At 42.7% G+C, this 19798-nt stretch carries 17 protein-coding genes; 10 read left to right on the plus strand and 7 right to left on the minus strand.

The window, feature by feature from the left end; all coding sequences use genetic code 11:
- Positions 1 to 628: RNA-guided endonuclease InsQ/TnpB family protein (locus tag B2575_RS06255; protein WP_296240589.1), on the minus strand; the 628-nt coding region annotated here is incomplete at its 3' end.
- A 493-nt stretch (positions 629 to 1121) separates the two neighbouring features.
- On the opposite strand from B2575_RS06255, the gene B2575_RS06260 reads away from it, so the two are divergent.
- Both B2575_RS06260 and B2575_RS06265 read left to right on the plus strand, forming a co-directional pair.
- Complete coding sequence (locus B2575_RS06260) at positions 1122 to 2063, plus strand: transaldolase (RefSeq protein WP_045448278.1); 942 nt, start codon at positions 1122 to 1124, stop codon at positions 2061 to 2063.
- A gap of 142 nt (positions 2064 to 2205) precedes the next feature.
- Positions 2206 to 2682, plus strand: coding sequence for a hypothetical protein (locus B2575_RS06265; RefSeq protein WP_198330859.1), 477 nt, complete (start codon positions 2206 to 2208; stop codon positions 2680 to 2682).
- Positions 2683 to 2780: 98 nt separating this feature from the next.
- On the opposite strand, the gene B2575_RS06270 is transcribed toward B2575_RS06265, so the two are convergent.
- Complete coding sequence (locus B2575_RS06270; protein WP_198330860.1) at positions 2781 to 3350, minus strand: adenine phosphoribosyltransferase; 570 nt, start codon at positions 3348 to 3350, stop codon at positions 2781 to 2783.
- A 355-nt stretch (positions 3351 to 3705) separates the two neighbouring features.
- Between B2575_RS06270 and B2575_RS06275 the strand changes: the two genes are divergently transcribed.
- Both B2575_RS06275 and B2575_RS06280 read left to right on the plus strand, forming a co-directional pair.
- Entirely contained in the window at positions 3706 to 3870 is a 165-nt protein-coding gene (locus B2575_RS06275; protein WP_011280463.1) for a rubredoxin, read from the plus strand.
- A gap of 27 nt (positions 3871 to 3897) precedes the next feature.
- Entirely contained in the window at positions 3898 to 4926 is a 1029-nt protein-coding gene (locus B2575_RS06280; RefSeq protein ID WP_198330861.1) for an alpha/beta fold hydrolase, read from the plus strand.
- Positions 4927 to 5064: 138 nt separating this feature from the next.
- On the opposite strand, the gene B2575_RS06285 is transcribed toward B2575_RS06280, so the two are convergent.
- A complete protein-coding gene (locus B2575_RS06285) occupies positions 5065 to 6066 on the minus strand; it encodes a WG repeat-containing protein (RefSeq protein ID WP_198330862.1) in 1002 nt (333 codons plus the stop codon).
- Between the two features lie 405 nt (positions 6067 to 6471).
- Here B2575_RS06285 and B2575_RS06290 point away from each other — a divergent pair, with 405 nt between their 5' ends.
- Positions 6472 to 7404, plus strand: coding sequence for a DMT family transporter (locus tag B2575_RS06290; RefSeq protein ID WP_055124111.1), 933 nt, complete (start codon positions 6472 to 6474; stop codon positions 7402 to 7404).
- A gap of 143 nt (positions 7405 to 7547) precedes the next feature.
- Here B2575_RS06290 and B2575_RS06295 read toward each other — a convergent pair whose 3' ends face one another.
- Positions 7548 to 8981 carry a solute carrier family 23 protein gene (locus B2575_RS06295; RefSeq protein ID WP_198330863.1) on the minus strand — a complete coding sequence of 478 codons (1434 nt, stop codon included), beginning with the start codon at positions 8979 to 8981 and terminating at the stop codon, positions 7548 to 7550.
- A gap of 539 nt (positions 8982 to 9520) precedes the next feature.
- Here B2575_RS06295 and B2575_RS06300 point away from each other — a divergent pair.
- The gene (locus B2575_RS06300) at positions 9521 to 10954 is read left to right on the plus strand and encodes an L-serine ammonia-lyase (RefSeq protein ID WP_087815291.1); all 1434 of its coding nucleotides are present in this window, start codon (positions 9521 to 9523) and stop codon (positions 10952 to 10954) included.
- A 142-nt stretch (positions 10955 to 11096) separates the two neighbouring features.
- Here the strand turns inward: B2575_RS06300 and B2575_RS06305 are convergent, their stop codons facing one another.
- The 3 genes from B2575_RS06305 to xthA all read right to left on the minus strand — a co-directional run bounded on the left by B2575_RS06305 (position 11097) and on the right by xthA (position 14124).
- On the minus strand, positions 11097 to 11495 hold the full coding sequence (locus B2575_RS06305) for a DUF4377 domain-containing protein (RefSeq protein ID WP_087815288.1): 399 nt from the start codon (positions 11493 to 11495) through the stop codon (positions 11097 to 11099).
- A gap of 453 nt (positions 11496 to 11948) precedes the next feature.
- Complete coding sequence (gene argJ / locus B2575_RS06310) at positions 11949 to 13172, minus strand: bifunctional glutamate N-acetyltransferase/amino-acid acetyltransferase ArgJ (RefSeq protein ID WP_198330864.1); 1224 nt, start codon at positions 13170 to 13172, stop codon at positions 11949 to 11951.
- A gap of 127 nt (positions 13173 to 13299) precedes the next feature.
- A complete protein-coding gene (gene xthA, locus B2575_RS06315; protein WP_198330865.1) occupies positions 13300 to 14124 on the minus strand; it encodes an exodeoxyribonuclease III in 825 nt (274 codons plus the stop codon).
- Positions 14125 to 14345: 221 nt separating this feature from the next.
- On the opposite strand from xthA, the gene B2575_RS06320 reads away from it, so the two are divergent.
- The 4 genes from B2575_RS06320 (at position 14346) to B2575_RS06335 (ending at position 19170) form a co-directional block, all read left to right on the plus strand.
- Positions 14346 to 14942 carry an acyl-CoA thioesterase gene (locus B2575_RS06320; RefSeq protein WP_198330866.1) on the plus strand — a complete coding sequence of 199 codons (597 nt, stop codon included), beginning with the start codon at positions 14346 to 14348 and terminating at the stop codon, positions 14940 to 14942.
- A 204-nt stretch (positions 14943 to 15146) separates the two neighbouring features.
- Positions 15147 to 16025, plus strand: a complete 879-nt coding sequence (locus tag B2575_RS06325) for an ABC transporter ATP-binding protein (RefSeq protein WP_198330867.1) — start codon at positions 15147 to 15149, stop codon at positions 16023 to 16025.
- A 100-nt stretch (positions 16026 to 16125) separates the two neighbouring features.
- The gene (locus tag B2575_RS06330) at positions 16126 to 16920 is read left to right on the plus strand and encodes an ABC transporter permease (protein ID WP_296240606.1); all 795 of its coding nucleotides are present in this window, start codon (positions 16126 to 16128) and stop codon (positions 16918 to 16920) included.
- A 552-nt stretch (positions 16921 to 17472) separates the two neighbouring features.
- Positions 17473 to 19170, plus strand: coding sequence for an AMP-binding protein (locus B2575_RS06335; protein WP_296240608.1), 1698 nt, complete (start codon positions 17473 to 17475; stop codon positions 19168 to 19170).
- Positions 19171 to 19798 lie beyond the last annotated feature (628 nt).

Below are 19798 nucleotides of genomic sequence, written 5' to 3' on the forward strand. Positions count from 1 at the left end.
TAGAGGGGTGAATTGGGTTTTGATCCAGTTCTCGCTCCGTACCAAAAGACACGTACCAGTGCCCTGATTTCTTGCTGATGGTGACATTTTTAATTGTGCCAATAATGTCTTGTGATTTCCTAAACTTCACCAAGCCCACGCCATTAGGTAGTTTGACTCGATTGCCCTCTATGCGACAGTATTTATCAAACTGAACCAAGCGAATTGAGTCGCGCCCATCGGATTTGCGCTTAAATTGTGGCATCAATGGTCGTCGTTGAATTTCTGTGCCATCAGCCAATTTAAAGAACTTAGGTTTACGGGGTTTCTTTTTATTTTCTTTTAACCTGGCATGTACTTTAGGATCAAAAAAACGCGACCAAGCAGAGGCGAGATCACGTACTTTTTGTTGTAAAGACACAGCGTTTGAGCTGCTTTTTAGGAAGTTAAAATCAGGATTACTTTTTAAATCTATAATTTTATTAACCAGATTGGTGGCATTAATAAACTCATCTTTAGCAAACATCTCAAATGAGATCGCTAGCATTTGATTCCAAACAAAACGTGCAGAGCCGACAAGATTATTTAAAATAATCTCCTGCTCCGCATTAGGCTCAAGCCTAAATTTATACGCTTTGTTGATTTTCATGAAATACTCTTGGTGAGTTGGAAATATTACAATACTTAATTATTGTATCAATATATCAGTGGCTTTGATGTGATTTTAATAAGGTATCTGTGTCAAAAATCAGGATATGCGAAATTCACCTCCACCCTAATGTCGGGTGGTGTCCTCTTTCGCGGTTTTGATAGCAAGCAGCCTCTCAAAAACACCCTGCACTGCTAGCGTTGTCGTCTACTATTGCCGCATGTTAGTCATACACCAACATGCAAATGTAGCAGCCAGATCGCTGACCCGCTCTACTATAACAAAAACTATCGACAGTGCCCATGTGTAAATGCGCGTAAATTCGTCAATATTGGCAAACAGAGGCAATATGGCAGCGATGTACGGCAAAACTATGGGGGGAACATCCACTCAAAACTATGTTACAGTCTAAAACTCATAGCAAATAGCACTATAAAGTAGAAAATTACCACGTAACTGAACACAATCTGTTTTTGATCAAAAAGGATATCTGATGAGCGCATTACAACAGCTTCGTACCATGACCACCATTGTCGCTGATACTGGTGACCTTGCCGCCATTGCGCGCTTAAAACCTATCGATGCGACCACCAATCCAAGCCTCATTACCAAAGCACTCCTCCATCCTGACAACCAAGGCATGCTGTCAGAAACCATGAGTCGTCATAATGGCAATATAGATGCAGTGATTGACGCGCTGACCATTCAGGTTGGCTGTGATATTTTAGAGCTTATCCAAGGCCGCGTCTCTACCGAAGTGGATGCTCGTTTGTCTTATGACACTCAGGCGACGATTGATAAAGCCTTAGCATTTATGGAAGCTTACCAAAAAGCAGGGGTTAACTCAGATCGCGTATTAATTAAGATGGCCGCGACATGGCAAGGTATTGAGGCAGCACGCTATCTTGAAACTCAAAATATTCACTGCAATTTAACGTTGTTATTTGGACAGCATCAGGCAATTGCCTGTGCGGATGCAGGCGTGACCTTGATATCGCCTTTCGTTGGTCGTATTTTAGACTGGCAAAAACGCCAACAAAATCGTCAAAACGTGCCCGCTTCTGATGATATGGGCGTGCAGTCTGTAAAGCGCATTTATCAATACTACAAGCAGCATAACTATAATACGCAAGTGATGGGCGCAAGCTTTCGCTCGACTGAACAGATATTGGCGCTAGCAGGGTGTGATCTATTGACCATTGCGCCTGACCTTATCGACGCGCTGGCAGCGATGGATACTGAGGTGATACAGCAACTGTCACCTAGCATGTCATTAGATGTAGCCGACATGAAACGCGTGAGTCTAACGCGAGAGGAATATAGTAGCGCCTATCAGCAAGACACGGTTACACAAGATTTATTACCAAAAGGTATCGATGGCTTTATTGGTGCTCGTGATGAGCTTGCTCAGATGTTAGCAGCGATGCGTCATTGATATGAGCGTCGAGCGTTATAAATGGTGATGAATATGATCAGCACTTTACAAACCTCAGTCGCAGGTTATAAAAGAAATTTGCCTGCTAATAGTAAGTTGGCTATCATGGCTCACTTCTCACAACAAGAAGCAAGGCTTGATTATGAAACGGCTATCAGTGTTATTAGTGGGTGGTGTTCTAGCAGTCAGCACGCATGCAGTGAACTGGTCAAAAATATCAGAAAGTCCTACTGGATCAATTTTTAGCTTAGACTTGGACTCTATTGAAAGCTCCGACATCAATATCATAGACGAAAAAAGTGTCGAAAACATCACCGTATCTATCCGCAGAACATACCCTGCACAAAAAGATGAAACAAAAGTAGATACGGAAGGTAAAGAAAAAGCGATTCATCATAGCGATCAGCAATTGCTCATCTCTTGCAAAGACGCCAGTTACTATAGACGCGCTTACGTTAACTATGATGCCAATAACAAGGTATTAGAATCTTGGCAATCAGAAAAACCCATATTAACCACCAAAGACTTTAAGATAACCAAGCCAAAAACGATTAGTCGCATGCTAATAGAACAGGCGTGTAAAACTTACCTTACCAGCAAGACAAGTAACGTACGTTAAGACAAAGCAAATATAGGCAATCAAAAAAGCGCGCTAAACTCATTCAGCGCGCTTTTTTGATTGCTTCATTTCACGCTATTCACTAAGCGTTGCCAGTTTCAAGCCTTTAAAACCGTATAGACAGGCACTGGAAATTCGCCATGCAAATCAACCAAACCTAGCAATACTAACGCCCCCACCACGGTATGGTCTGCCGATTTACACAACTCATAAGCGGTGGTTAAAGTACCGCCTGTGGCTAAAATATCATCGACCAATAGCACGCGCTCAGGCGGTAGATTGTTTTGCATCTCAAGCGTGTCTTTACCATATTCTAGAGCATACGCTTTATTGGCAACGGGCGGTGGCAGCTTACCGGGTTTACGTAGCAAAATCATCCCTTTGCCCAATCGACCTGCGAGCAAACTTGCAAAGACAAAACCACGCGCCTCGACTGCGCCCAAACAATCTACCTCGTCCATCACGCCTTCAGGCAGTGCAGCGAGCAATGCATCTATCACCTCATTAATATGACTGCGCAGTAACGGCGTAATATCATAAAAATCAATGCCGACTTTCGGGAAGTCTGGTACTGTGCGAATCACTTGCCAAAAGGGATGATCCGTATTGAGCTTATTAGACGACTCATTTTCGACATTTTTAGATGTAGCGGCAGCATTAATGCTCATGGTAACCCTTAGCTTATATGACTTAGATAATGTAATTTAGATAATAATATATCAACGATAAATGATGGCTAATACTGTGAATTTAGCGGCGCTTATTATAACATAATTGATAGAAATATCGCAGTTGAGCACATAAGCGTACAGGTGCTTACTGACAGACAGAAGACCTAAACCCCTTGATAAAAACCAATCAATCTCAATATACAAGTGTAAACTTAACGACGAAAATCACGGTTATATGCTAAACTATGTGCGCTTTTACAGTCTCATCTAACAGCTGTGATTGTAAATATGAACGTCAAAAACACCCTGTAACACGGATTATAAACACTGATAATGCTCGATAGGACTATTTATGAAACGTTATGAATGTATCGTCTGCGGCTGGATATATGATGAAGCACTCGGCTGTCCCGAAGAAGGGATTGCCCCAGGCACCAAATGGGATGATATCCCTGATGATTGGACCTGCCCAGAGTGCGGTGTGGGCAAGCTTGATTTTGAGATGCTTGAGCTGTAATAGACGACCCTCTAATTAGGACACTTCATGACAACATCGAATGACATCAAACCATCGGCAACCCTACCAGAAGACTTAGGTGGCTACCCTACTCCTGAGTGGCAAAAGTTTGGCGCGCACCAATGGCGAGACTCTGACCTTAGCAAGCATCTGTATCAATCAATGATTGATATCGGCGATGGCATTGAGCTGTGTGTTGAGGCAGGTGGCAATCCTAATAATCCACCACTGCTCATGATTATGGGACTTGGCTCACAGATGATATTTTGGCCAGATAATTTTATCAAGCGCCTTATTGACGCCGGTTTTTTTGTCATTCGTTTTGATAATCGTGATATTGGTCTGTCTTCTAAAGTGCAGATTGATGGACTACCGCGTATCAGTCAGCTAAAAATGATGATGCGCCTGCAAACCGGGTTGTCCAATAAAGGTACGCAAGTTGCTTATAATTTAACGGATATGGCAGAAGATACTGTTCGTTTGATTAAGGCATTGCAGTTGGGCAAAACCCATCTGATTGGCGCTTCGATGGGCGGCATGATTGCGCAAATCGTAGCGGCACGTTATCCAAGTTTAGTGCAGCGTATGGCGTTGATGTTTACCACGACCAACCGTGCATTTTTAAAACCACCAAAACCTAAGCAGCTATATACCCTGATCAACCGCCCTGAAAGTCATTCTGAGCGCGATATCGTGCGCCATAGCGTGTGGTTTATGAAGACAGTCGGTACGCCTGGGCATGTCAACGTACGGATGGTGCGTGAAATTGCCAAATTGCGTTATCAGCGCAACTTTCATCCGCTCGGCACGGTACAACAGCTCAATGCTATCTTGGCGTCAGGCTCTATCAGCCGGTTTAGCAAGCAAGTCAAAGCACCGACTATCGTACTGCATGGTAGCGCAGATGGACTACTGCCCGCCTCACAAGGTCGCGTGGTTGCCAAGACCATTCCGAATGCTAAATTTCATTTAATCGAAGGCATGGCACATGATATTCCTGAATACTATCAACCTTATATGGTTGATTTAATCAGCAATCATTTATTAGAAAAATAGCTATTTACTCATCATAAAATCCGTAATAAAAAAGAGCGTAAATCCTACTATTGATTCATAGGGTTTACGCTCTTTTTTATGCTGGATATTTTACCTAGGTCATTAGATCAAGTAAGTCTTTAGATTTTGACTCGCCGCTTAATCACAACCCACTCCTGTGCCCTCTTTATCGATACACATTTTATTGCCGTTTTTTAGATTGCCAATCCACGCTTTACTACCAGTAAAGGTAAAGGCGGGTTTGCCTTGATAAAGATCACCAGCTGACACACCGCTATTGGCAAAGCGAAAAGGAATCACCAACTCGCCACCAAGATTAACAAAGCCCCAGTTCTCATCGATGCGCACGCCAGCCAAGCCTTCGGCAAAGGGACGTACTTCATCAAAAGAATAAGTAATCATGGTCACATTATTGTCATCGATGAACCCCCATTTGCCATCTTGCTGACGCGGTTGTAGCATCGTAAAGCGATTGGGAAGTTTCTGGTTGGATGAGGATGCATTGCCATTAGCGCTGGCAGGTGCTCGTGGCGTCGTGGATTGCTCGTTGTTACTACCATTTGGGTCACTGGTCGTTTTACCGTTTTCATCAATCCAACTGATTGCTTGATTTTTACGTACACGGGCGACACCATTTTGGTAATCATCAATGTCACTAATCGCGGACGAAAACGGCACGATGGTTTTATTACTAGTAGTAATGACCCCATATTTACCATCCTGCTTTACCACGATACGCCCGTTAGAGACGGGACGCGCCCAACCTTGTCCTTCTTTAAGCACATCATACATCGCAGGCACTACTTCACGACCTTGCATATTAAGATAACCGACATGACCATTGCGCAGTACAGGCAGTAAACCTGCCGATATCTTACTGGCATCGACTTTTTGATAACGTGATAAATCAACGACGCTTTTGCCCTTACTATTAATCAGAGCAACAGGCGCGCCGAAATCTTTTGTCGCCAAAAAATAGCCGCTATTTGCCGTACAAGCCACGTTTTTATAATAACTTTTTGGAATTTTGCAACTGGCCGCTTGTACGCTTGGCGCCATAAATAGCGTACTAGCAAAGATGGCGATAGCAAAACCAGATATCAATGGTCGTTGTTGTAGGGATAATGAACGTCGCAACATAGATGAACCTAGGCTAATGGTATTGAAGTACTTGAGGTAAAGACTAATAAGAAACTATCCTCTTTTTATTGTGCCACTACAGAGATTATAAACCACTAGATTAACAAATAGTGATATCCACGCCAACATCGTTCCTGTAAGAGTGTCTCCACCATATATTCGCATTGTTATAGAGGTTCTCTTATGTGAGCGAAGCTCAAGGGCGTCATTGACTTTATCCCTAATTTATAACGCGATAAAACCTGATACAGCAATAATAAATCAAACAATAAGCATAAATGATGGTTTGACCATTTCATTTTAGCGTCAAAACCTAGACAATACGGCTTGTGTTAGCGTCAGTATTCATTGGCGTCATCGTTGATACAGTAAGATAAAATAATAATATGGATATAAGGACATTATATGGCGATTGCTTCTTCACGCTCTGCCTCTACTGGGTTGGTCATTGGTTGTATTATCTTTGGTCTGGGTAGTTTGATTGTCGCTCACGTTGATATTGGCGGTTGGGCAATGGCATTTTGGCGCTTGGCTATTTCAGGTGTCGTATTCGCTGTATTGGCCAAAATCATGGGACAGCGTCTACCCCGCTCAAGGCGCGCTATTTTTTATGGTTTATTATCAGGTGTCTTTTTAGGCTTAGATCTGGCGCTCTGGCACGAGAGTATTTATGCGGTCGGCCCTGGCATCTCGACTTTACTGAATAGCCTACAGATTTTCTTTTTAGCCGCCATTGGGTTTTTATATTTTAACGAACGCCAATCTATATTGCAGCTTATCAGTTTGTTTTTAGCCATGTTTGGTGTGGCCATGATAGGCAGTCCTGAGTTTGCGCATAACAGCGCTGCCACTTGGGGGTTCATCACTGGTATCGTCTCAGGGGCAATGCTAGCGGCATCGATGACTTTTATCCGTAAGACCCATGATACTGAACCCACACCCATATTTATGCTGATGCAGCTGATTAGTATCGGTGGTGTGTTGGCGATGATTATTCCTATGTTTGTGTTTGATATGGGTCATATTTTGCCAAATACTTGGTCTGAAATTGGCTGGGTGCTTATCTACGGCACAGTGATGCAATGCTTGGCATGGGGACTAATTGCCTATTCCATTCCTAAGCTGTCTTTGGCGTTAACTGGGTTATTATTATTATCAGAACCCATTGCTGCATTGGTCATTGATTATAGCTGGCTGGACAAACCGATTAATAGCTTACAGTGGAGCGGTGCTCTGCTGACTATGTTTGCAATCTATTTGGGTTCACTGAAACCTAAGCCGCGCGCCCTACGACGTTATCGGTTTTTCTCAAAATTTTACAAGCGAGACTACAAGTAGCTTTTATTCTGCATTTTTATCATGCACTTGTTGCCACTCCATAAAAAGCGCCCATGCTNNAGCATGGGCGCTTTTTATGGAGTGATATACGCTGTTACCGTCATTAACTGATAGGTTTAAAACCTAAGCATCATAAAAGCTGATTACTTAGCCGATGATTGATGAGCGGCTTTCGCTTCAGATCCTTGGTTAAATAACGCATTTAAGACAATCGCTGCTAAAGTCGCCGTACCGATACCGCCCAAATCAAAGCCGCCTAAATGCAAACTAAAGTTACCGGTACCCATAATAACGGTCACAGCCGCGATAATTAGGTTACTGTTTTTGCTAAAGTCGATACGACTGTCTATCCAAATTTTGACGCCTGCAATAGCAATCAAACCGAACACCACAATGGACGCACCGCCCAATAAAGCGGCTGGTATCGTCTGAATGATGGCACCAAATTTTGGTGATAGCCCCAATAAAATAGCTACCACGCCTGCCACGACAAATATTGTTGTGCTATATACCTTAGTCACCGCCATCACACCTATGTTTTCAGCATAAGTCGTCACACCAGTACCGCCAAATCCTGCCGAAAAAGTGGTTGCCAAACCATCAGCAAAAAATGCTCGACCCATATAAGGCGTTACACGAGCTTTGGTCATACCTTCGACAGCCTTAAAATGCCCTAAGTTTTCAGCCACTAAAATAAAGGCTACAGGCGCAATCAGAATAATAGCACTCATCTCAAAGCGAGGCGTATGGATACTAGGTAAGCCAAACCACGAAGCAGCTGCCACACCACTAAAGTCAATCGCTGCGCCAAAACCCATGACGTTGGTCATGATAAAATAGGCAAAATAGGATAATATTAAACCAACCAGTAATAACAGACGACGCAGCATACCACGTGTAAAGACAGCCACACCACTGATGAGTAATACGGTCAAGGTAGCCATCCAAGCATCAAACTGATTGGCAGACACCCCTTGAATGGTCACTGGCGCTAAATTAAGACCAATAATCATCACAATAGCACCAGTAACGATAGGCGGCATCAAACGCTCAATCCAGCCAGTACCCGTTTTCATCACCAGCAGCCCAATTAACGCATAAATGATACCGCAAGCCATGATGCCGCCCAAAGCGACATTCAAATTACCATTGAACCCTGCGCCTGCATAAGCTGTCACAGCGATAACGGGACCAATGAAAGCAAAACTTGAGCCCAAATAGCTCGGCATACGCCCACCAGTGATCAGAAAAAACATCACCGTACAGATACCTGACATCAAAATGGCTAAGTTGGGATCAAAGCCCATTAACAGCGGCGCAAGCACGGTCGCACCAAACATCGCAAAAGTATGCTGTACACCTAATAGCACGCTTTTTGACGGTGGCAAATATTCATTGATAACGACCGGATCACGATCTAAATCGCCTTGATACGGACGCCATGTCGGAAACCAGCGTCCATTTTCAAAGTCTGGATTGTACGGAGGACTGATCGCCGCAGCCTCTAATCCAGGTTCAGCAGATGGTGCTTGAGCGCTGTTTTCTAAAGGCGAGGAAGGGTCTTTTTGAGATGGCATACACGCTTGTCCTATGTAAACTGGGCTAAAATAATAGACAACAGTAAATGAAAAATAAAAATTGCGTTAAATCAGAGCATCAATCGGCAAGAATATGTGGCTAGAAATTACGATAACGAGTAAAATCCGCATCTTTTCATTTATAATATGTCGCCCTGACTCATTCATTTATGTTGCAATATGGCAAACCAAAAGTATTATTTGGTATGATGACCATGTTTTGGTAGATGTATGTGGTCGGATATGTTTAACTAAAAAATGGTTATGGTCGCTTATGACTCAGTGTACTCTGCAGCGACAATCAACTTACAGGATGTTACATAGCCATTAGCTCCGAGCATGATAGCGGAGTTTCAAAACAAATAAAAGTTATTATTCAATCACCATTTTTCCTCTTTTGCGTTAATACTTCCATGGGCGGTGCTTCCTCTACACCTTTGTCGGTGCTATAAGCGAGAGCTGCCTGTTATATTCTCAATGAAAGTGCCTAAAGCAGCTATACAACATGTTAGTGCACTTAAAAAACTTGGTAAGTTATTATGATTAGTGTTTTTGATTTATTTAAAATCGGTATTGGCCCATCAAGCTCACACACGGTAGGACCCATGGTCGCCGCCAATCTTTTTTTGGGCTCATTAACCAAGCAAACAGAGCTGACGGCTATTACAGGCGTTGAAATTGAGCTTTATGGCTCTTTGGCAGCCACAGGCAAAGGGCATGCAACCGATACTGCTATATTGTTAGGGCTGCTTGGGCATGCTCCTAGTACGATCGATACCCGTTTGACCAGTCAATATTTGTCACCGATTTTTTCAGACAAACAGCTCAATATAGCAGGCACGCATGTTATTGCCTTTGAGACAGAGCGCGATATTCATTGGTATGACGAAACCGTTTTGCCCTACCATCCTAATGCCTTGACTATCCGTGCATTATTGACCGACGGCAGTCATTATCAACAAACCTATTATTCGGTAGGTGGCGGCTTTGTTATCAATGAAGAAGATGCCACCAATCCGGATGAAGATAACGCCACGCCGACCATTGATGCCATTCCTTACCCCTTTAACAGCGCCGCAGAATTGCTGGAGCAATGTCGTCAACACCACTTGAGCGTGAGTGAATTGGTATTGGCAAATGAATGTCATTACCGCAATCAATCAGAAGTTTTTGCTTACTTAGACTCTATTTGGGAGTCAATGCAGGACTGCGTGACGCGAGGCTGTCAAAACAGTGGCATATTGCCTGGAGGCTTGGATGTAAAACGCCGTGCCCAAGCATTACATCTACAGCTGTGCGCCGAGAAGAACCAACCCATTACCAAAAATGACAAACTCGCTGCCATGGATTGGATTGATTTATATGCCTTAGCGGTCAATGAAGAAAATGCCAATGGCGGAAATGTCGTCACTGCCCCCACCAACGGTGCAGCAGGTATTATTCCTGCGGTGATGCATTACTATCGTGACTTTTTATCAAGCTATAGCCAAGATGGTGCACGCAAGTTTTTGTTAAATGCGACTGCTATTGGCAGTTTAATCAAACAAAATGCCTCCATCTCTGGCGCTGAAGTTGGTTGCCAAGGTGAAGTGGGTTCTGCTTGTGCCATGGCAGCTTCTGCATTGGCAGAAATCTTGGGCGGTGATCCAGCTAAATGCCTTAATGCGGCCGAAATTGGTATTGAGCATAACTTAGGTCTAACATGCGACCCTGTAGGCGGTCTAGTGCAAGTGCCTTGTATCGAGCGCAATGCCATGGGCGCCGTCAAAGCTGTCAATGCGGCACGACTTGCTTGCCGCGGTAATGGACAGCACTTTGTCTCTTTAGATAAAGTGATTGAAACCATGAAAGTCACTGGTGCGGATATGCTAGATAAATACAAAGAAACCTCACGAGGCGGTCTTGCCGTTTATGCAGACAATCGTATCCCTACTGCCACTCATGGCGTCAGTGTAAAATACAGTCAGTGCTAACATAACGATTGTTTAATATAGCCTGTCCTGACATCACATTCCCAAGTATTTGCTGAAATAAAAAAAGACCCCTAATGAAGAATTAGAGGTCTTTTTTATTTTGGTTAAATATGCTCGTTAACTAGACATACTCAATGATTAATTACTCAGCTGTTTTTGAAACCACTTCGTTTAGAATCCAAACAGGCTTAGCCATGTTAGTATTTTCATCCATCATGACTTCTTGGCGAACATCTAGAATATAACGATAGTTTGGCTCATAAGTGAAGCCCTGAATATTGCCGTTTAAAGGCGTGTAGTTTTTCTGATAAGTCTGGCGATACTGTAGGCATTCTGCTTCAACCTTAGTACCCTCAGCTGTTGACAGCTCACAGACGGCTTTCAGTGGTGCTACTTCTATCTCAAAACTTGGAATGTTAACCACTTTAACATTCATAGGTTGCCCATCGACAACCATAGTACGTTCGTTATCCATACCCATGGTAGAACAACCTGACAAGGCAAAGGCGGTCATTACTGCTGCAAGTACTAATTTTTTCATTATTAAATCCTCAGTTAGTTGTTATAAATGCATTATTGATGGTTTGAGATTATTGTTTTGGACACATCATACTGGTAAATATATTTTAAAAATATCAGTCAATTTTTTCGATGGGTGTAATGCTACTGTCGATATGGAGCCAAGCAAGAGTATTCACCTGATTTAGCTTTACCGAATAAACCTATTACGTCTCAATAATGTCGTCTATTGTTTGTTTACTAAGGTCAGTATAGAGCGCAACTCGTCTTCTGCTCTATAACTGCTTTGTAAAGTAACGTCAGCTTTTGCAACTGATGTTAATGCAACGTATGAAATAACAGGGTAAATTGATACATACTTATTGACACGTACTTAATTTGCACAATAAAAAGCCAGAGCAATACATGCTCTGGCTTGATGATAACTAGACCAAAAAAATGATTGATTTTAGTTTTTAATAATTATCAATAGTTTTTAGCTGCGATAATCCGCATTAATTTTGACGTAGTCATAGGACAAATCACAAGTATAAACGGTGTCACTGGCATCGCCGCGAGCAAGGTCAATATGAATGGTAATCTCGGGGCGACTCATGACTGCTTTGCCCGCTTCTTCTGTATAGCTAGGCGCGACGCCACCATTCTGGCAAATCATCACCTCATCTAGATAGACATCCACTTGTTCCGTATCCAAGTCTTCGATACCCGCATAACCCACTGCCGCTAAGATACGACCCCAGTTGGCATCGCTAGCGAAGAACGCAGTTTTGACCAAAGGTGAATGCGCGACCGCATATGCCACATCGCAGCACTCTTGCGTGGTCTTGCCGCCAGTGACGTTGACGGTCATAAACTTGGTAGCACCCTCGCCATCACGTACGATTAATTGCGCCAGACGGACAAACACCTCGGTCAAAGCCGAAAATATAGCCTGATAATGCGGATGTTCTGGACTATCAATGATATCTGAGCTGGCAGCACCCGTGGCGATTAACACACAGCAATCATTGGTTGAAGTGTCGCCATCGACAGTGATGCGGTTAAAAGACTGCTCATTAATGGCACTTAGCATCTCTTGTAATAGGTCAGCAGCGATATTGGCATCAGTTGCCACATAGCCCAACATGGTCGCCATGTTAGGGCGTATCATGCCTGAGCCTTTTGACATACCTGTCACATGATAGCTAATACTCGCCACGTCAATTTTTTGGCTAGCGAGCTTCGGAATCGTATCTGTGGTGCGAATACCATTCGCCGCGGCAAGCCAATTGTCAGCCCCCAAATTGGCAAGTGCATTATCTAAGCCCGCGATGACCGCATCGCTATTTAATGGCTCGCCAATGACACCAGTCGAGAATGGCAATATTGCATTACTATCCACGCCAGCCTTACTCGCCAGAGCGGCACAGATATCAACGGCTCGACGTTTGCCATCAGCACCCGTCCCAGCATTAGCATTACCTGTGTTAGTGACCAAATAACGCGGACTCATCTTGGCAAAATTCTCACGCAACACCCGTACAGGCGCAGCACAAAAGGTGTTTTTGGTGGTCACAACCGCAGTGGTCGCGGTATCAGCGATCTCAATCACTACTAAATCATCTCGGTCTTTATAGCGTACGCCTGCGGCAGTGGCGCTTAGCTTGATTCCTTCGATAGGATAAATAATATCAGGTACTGCAACATTTCCGACTGCCATGGTTCAATCCTTATTGTAAAATTTTTATCATTATTTATAACGGATGATGCGATAAACACTGAGGTGCGTTGAGCCTTCAACCATGAGGCTACGGCTGGTGAAGTATCAAACGCGACCTACATAAATATTACCCTTTTTTTAAATCAAATGCCGACCAAATTGGCGCATGATCAGACGGTTTTTCCATCGCCCGTAGCTCATAACTAATCCCAGCATCAACACAGGCCTCAACAAGATCCGAGCTGCACAAAATATGATCGATACGCAAGCCACGTTTCGGCTCATCATTGAACCCACGGCTGCGATAATCAAACCAGCTATATAGCTCTGTGCTCTCTGGATAATGTAAGCGATAGGTATCTGTCAGCTCGCGTGACATCAGCGCCGCATACCACTCGCGTTCTTCTGGTAAAAATGAGGTCTTTCTATTTTTCAACCAGCGCTTAGCATTGACGTCGCCAATGCCAATATCAGTATCTTCTGGGGCAATATTCATATCACCCATGATTATGAGCGAGCGACCTTCTGCTTTTAGGGTATCGATATACGCCATCAAATCTGCATAATAAGCGCGCTTCATCGGGAATTTAGTCGGATGGTCTTGGCTCTCTCCTTGTGGAAAATAACCATTGAGCACATCAATTTCACGACCGTCAAACTCATAGCGGGCATGGATAAAACGCTTCTGCGCCTCGTCATCTTCACCAGGAAAACCCTTTTGCACAAATATAGGTGCAACCTTGGATAGCAGCGCCACACCATAATGGGCTTTTTGTCCAAAGTACTCTACGTGATAGCCCAGACTCTCTATGTTTTCTAGGGGGAATTGCTCATCATGTACTTTGGTTTCCTGTAGACCCATCACATCAGGATCGATCACTTCTCGCACGGCCTCAAGCTGATGTTGACGAGCGCGAATACCATTGATATTAAAACTGACAAAACGGGTCATAAATTATCCTATACTAATTGATGAAAATACGGTGCTAATATAAAGAAATGGGCTATGAAAATGCATAATCCACTATCATAACAGACGTCGACCGACCTAACTGTTGCGCGCCCTGATATCTTAAGCTAGAGTAGTTGTGGTTAATATGGCTGCTATCAAATTTTGGCCATCGAATCATGAACATCGAACAATATTTATTAAAACAATGACCGAGCATCTTTATGATAAAAAATAACAGCAAAAATACAAATACAGTGGCAAGTGTAGACGGCGAATATACGCCATTGTTTACCAAAAATTATAATGTCTATATTAACCATACTGATGCGGGCGGTATAGTCTACCATGCCAATCATTTGGTGTTTTTTGAAAACTGCCGCCGTGATTGGTTTGGGAAACTGAATTTGAATGGGTATTTTTTGCAGACTGACGATGGAGAAATCCAGCATTTTGTTGTGAGTCAAGCAGACTTGCAATACAAAAAAGCCATTCTGTTAGATGAAGTCATCAATGTGCGTATCGATAAAGTTGAGTTAAAACCTGCCAGCATTATCTTCTACCAAAGCATTCATCGTCACAGCCCAAACAGCCTTTCTCCCGATAATGCTAATAGCAATGCCAATGCTAGCAGCAGCTTATTAAGTAGTGGCAAAATCGTCATTGCTTGTGTGCAAAACCAAGTCAAAACCAAGCCTGTATCCCATAATAAAGCCGATACTGCGGTTGCTAGCACCACGCCCATGCGCCCTATTCGTGTCCCAAAAAATTTACGCGATGCCATTGAGCAAGCGATCCACGAGCAGATGAATGCTAAGTAGTTAGATACTTAGTAGTTAGATACTTAGTAGTTAGATACTTAGTAGTTGGATAATTAGTAGTTGGATAATTAGTAGTTGGATAATTAGTAGTTGGATAATTAGTGGCTGGATAATTAGTGGCTGAATAATTAGTGGCTGAATAATTAGTGGCTGAATAATTAGTGGCTGAATAATTAGTGGCTGAATAATTAGCGATAATGACTTATGCATCTTCATAGTACTAAGCCGATACTGACATTCGAGAGTATTCAGGTGCACAGTAAACGCACAGCCAGCATACCTGCCTATAATGATAGCAAGGTTAGCGATGACAATATTAACAACAAAAATATGGAAGCTACAGAAGCCACAACATCTGTGCTATCTAGTATTTGTCAAAGATGGATCAGCAAACTAAGAGCAAACACTGTCTCTCAGCCAATCATACCTGATCGTCAACGATTATTAATCGATGGCGCCACAGGCAAGCTGTTAGCAGGTCAAGTAACCGTGTTGACAGGCGCTTCTGGCAGTGGTAAATCGGTATTATTACGGGTATTGGCTGGACTATTGCCCATGAGCGGTGGCAATGTTCGTTTGCGCTCTGATGACCAATCAACCAGTAGTGCTTATTATAGTATCCATGATACTGCACCGATACAGTGGCGCACGCACGTTGCCCTACTCGCCCAGCACCCACAATTATTAGAAGGCAGTGTGCTTGAGAACTTGCAAATGCCTTATCAGCTACAAGCGCATCAGCATCGCAGGTTTGATATCGACTGGCATATCGCACAGCTTGAGCAATTGCAACGCCGCGCTGACTTTTTACAGCAAGAAATCTATCATCTATCGGGCGGCGAGCGGCAACTGGTCAACACGTTACGCCTCTTACAATTGAACCCTCGGGTGTTGTTACTAGATGAGCCTACTGCGGCCCTAGATAGTGACACATCAGCCCAGCTCGTCAATCTACTCATGAACTGGTTACAGGCAGATAGTCAGCGTACATTACTGTGGGTAACTCACGATACAAAAGACATCATGCCATTAGCCGATCAGCATTGGCAGATGCAAGCAGGGGTATTAACTGAGATATTCTAACGTTGAGTTAAGCCTGTCATGTCACTCTTTAAGATAACTTTTCTTAACAAATTCGCATTAACGTCTATCTTATATTCGTCAGTTTATATAATGAGCCACTATGAGCGGTACAGATGACATACAAGTATTTTTAACTTACAGTGATATTGCCCTTGCCAGCAGCTTAATTATCATCGTTCTTATTATCTCTTGGCGGCTACGCTTACAGCTGACCAAAACGCTGTTAATCGCGGCTATCCGCACGGTGCTCCAGCTTAGTTTTATCGGTTTGATATTGGCATGGATTTTTGCTCGTGAACAGTGGTATGAAGTCCTGTTAATTTTGACCATTATGACCTTGATTGCAGGCGCTGCTGCCAAAAATCGCGTCAAACGTAGCTATAAAGGTTTGTTAACTGACACTTTGCTGGCGGTAAGCGCTTCGGCTATATTAGTCACTGCGATAGCCATCATGGTTATTTTAAAAGTACAGCCTTGGTACACACCACAATTCGTTATTCCTATATTGGGGCTAATATTGGGCAATTCGCTCACCGCTATCTCATTGACCAGCAACCAGTTGATTGAATCCTTTCATGAGCAGCAAGGACGTATAGAGATGATGCTCAGCCTATCTGCTCGCCCATTTGAAGCAGTGCATGAACCAATACGCGCCGCCATTGTCAATGGCATGACTCCAACGCTGAACTCTATGCTAGTCGTCGGTATCGTTAGCTTGCCCGGAATGATGACGGGTCAAATATTGGCTGGCGCTGACCCCACTCAAGCGATTCGCTATCAGATAGTCACTATGTTTTTGATATGTGTGAGCAGTACGCTCGGCTGTACAATCAGCGCTTTACTCATTTATCGACGCTTTTTTAATCAAAACAAGCAACTGATATTACCTGAATAATTGAGCATAACTGCATTCAGTTGGAGTGCTGACAAATCTATAGTTGATATATTGATGTTGGCTATGATAATTTTTTTTGCTTCACTCATCCATTTCTATACTTACTTAAGCGGCGAATAGCGTATCTTAAGTGACAAACAGCACAACTATCCAGTCACGTGAAATTCCATAAAAATCATATTTTTCAGCTTTATTTATGCACTGCTCAGTATTTCATACTAGTATAGTATTTGATGATATTCATGCTACTGTATTGCTTAAATGTATCATTATTTTCTGATACCTTAGTGTTAGATAACAGGTAGAGCTTATTTAAGAGTAAAAATGCTCTTATGATTAAGCGATCTGTTCGTTCAATTGACTTCATTATCCTTTAATAATGATTAAGTCGTTTTGTACTATAGTAATAAAACCTAGCAGCCAGTCAATAGATAAGGATATTATCACGCTCAGCGGCAAACGGTTTACGTCAGCGCTGATGTGTTTTATTGACACGGATATGACTGCTTTACGACAGAATTCACCCTATTTTAAACTTCAAGGACGCTGACTATGACGCCGAATAAACCTTGGCTTGCCCATTATCCTAATGGTGTACCAAAAACTATCAACCCCGATAGATATAGCAGCATCATGGAGCTGTACGAAGAATGCTTTGAGCGCTTTCGTCTGCACCCTATGAGTATCTGTATGGGCGTGACCCATACCTACGATGATGTTGATAAAGCTTCGATTGCCGTTGCTGCATGGTTGCAGGCGCAGGGGCTGCCTCAAGGCAGTGTGGTTGCACTCATGATGCCAAACGTGCCCCAATATCTGCCAACGATGATTGGTATTTTGCGAGCGGGCTACGTTTGTACCCCAGTTAACCCACTGTATACTGGTCGTGAATTACGCCATCAATTAAATGATTCTGGCGCTCAGGTTATTTTTGTGGTTGATAACTTTGCTCAAGCGCTCGAACAAGTCATTGATGAGACCAATATTAAGCGTATTGTCCTCTCGAAAATGGGCGACATGATGGGTTTAAAAGGTATCTTAGTGAATACCATCATTCGTCAGGTCAAACGCTTAGTGCCTAAGTACAAGTTAAATGACCCTAAACACGAAGTGACCAAGTTTCCTGATGTACTGAAGAAAGGCAAAAGCCTGCCCTTCCACAAACCCAAAATGCAATTAGATCAAAAAGCATTTTTACAGTATACAGGTGGCACAACAGGACTATCTAAAGGGGCTATCTTAACGCAGCGTAATATCGTCGCCGCGGCGATGCAATCAGAAGCATGGACCAAACCGATTACGTCAGAGATTAATGAGGTCTATATCAATATGGTGATGGCGTTACCGCTCTATCATATTTTCGCCTTTATGCTCAGTTTACTCGGCATGCGCTCAGGCTACACCTTTATCTTGATACCTAATCCACGTGATATACCAGGATTTATTAAAACGCTGTCAAAACAGCCGTTCCATATATTGCCAGCGGTGAATACCTTGTTTAAAGGCTTACTTGATCATCCAAACTTTAAAGAGTTAGACTTTAGCTCATTACGCATCTCACAAGCAGGTGGTATGGCAGCAACTGAGCAGACAGCTGCTCGCTGGTTGGAAGTCACTGGTTGCGCCATGATTGAAGGTTGGGGTATGACAGAAGGTGTCGCTGTAGGTACCGCTAACGTCATCACTGATCGCAAGTTTAACGGTACAATTGGCGTCCCTGTTCCTAGTGTCGATGTCATTGTCATCGATGATGAAGGCAATCGCGTTGGTGTCAACGAAGCTGGTGAGATGTGTGTAAAAGGTCCTAACGTAACCTCAGGTTATCTTAACAGAGACAGTAGTGATGACTTTACGGCAGATGGCTACTTTCGCACTGGCGATATCGTCAGCATGGATGAAAAAGGATACTTTAGATTATTAGACCGTAAAAAAGACATGATTTTGGTTTCAGGCTTCAATGTCTTTCCAAATGAGGTTGAATCAGTGATGCTAGATTGTGATGGTATTATTGATTGTGCGGTGATCGGTATTCCCGATGAGCATCAAGGTGAAGCAGTCAAAATTTATATCGTCCCTGCCGATAACAATGTCACCAAGGACGTCATTAAAGAATTTGCATTGGACAATATGACTGGCTATAAATGCCCGCGTCATATCGAATTTGTCAGTGAGTTGCCAAAGAGTAATGTGGGTAAAGTATTACGTCAAAAACTGCGTGAAAAGCATATGTCTGACAACCCACAATTGTAAATAAAGAAATCATTATCAAAAAGCGTTTTACATCATATGTAGAGCGCTTTTTTTATGTGAACCTATGATTCTTATACAGAAAATCATTACTTTGTAACTACAATGTTAACGCTTTCACGTAATAAATTTTTTTATAAAATAGATGATTCGTATATTGATTCACAAACTTCCAAGGAAAATGCCGTTCGTAACTTGTTGCTAACCGCTTATCCTCTATACGGTTACAACATATATTTTTTGCTTTATCAAACTTAATTATAAACTATCAAGTTCTTGTATAAAAATAACAATATCAATTGTAGTTATGTTAATGTGTTGCCAAAATAAGTCACGCTATTTTTTATTAATGTGAGTCGATAGTCGTTCAATTCAGATCAGTTTATGAGCAAGTGGTGCTTTTCTTAGTAAGGATAATAGTAACCAGCTGTTTACTGTATTTAGAGCACTGCTTTTTATAGCGAAATGAGCTTGTAGTTAAATAATTTATATAGAGGTCACCGTATTTTAGCAGTCTGTGAATCGATAGGATAGCACGCGACAATCCATTGCTCTCAAGGCGATGATTTATATTGTTGACAAGGATGTGACTACTCTTTTATAGAACCTTAACGTATCACAACATTTAAGG

It is taken from the genome of Psychrobacter sp. UBA6739 (assembly GCF_002453835.1).
Lineage (GTDB): Bacteria > Pseudomonadota > Gammaproteobacteria > Pseudomonadales > Moraxellaceae > Psychrobacter > Psychrobacter immobilis_A.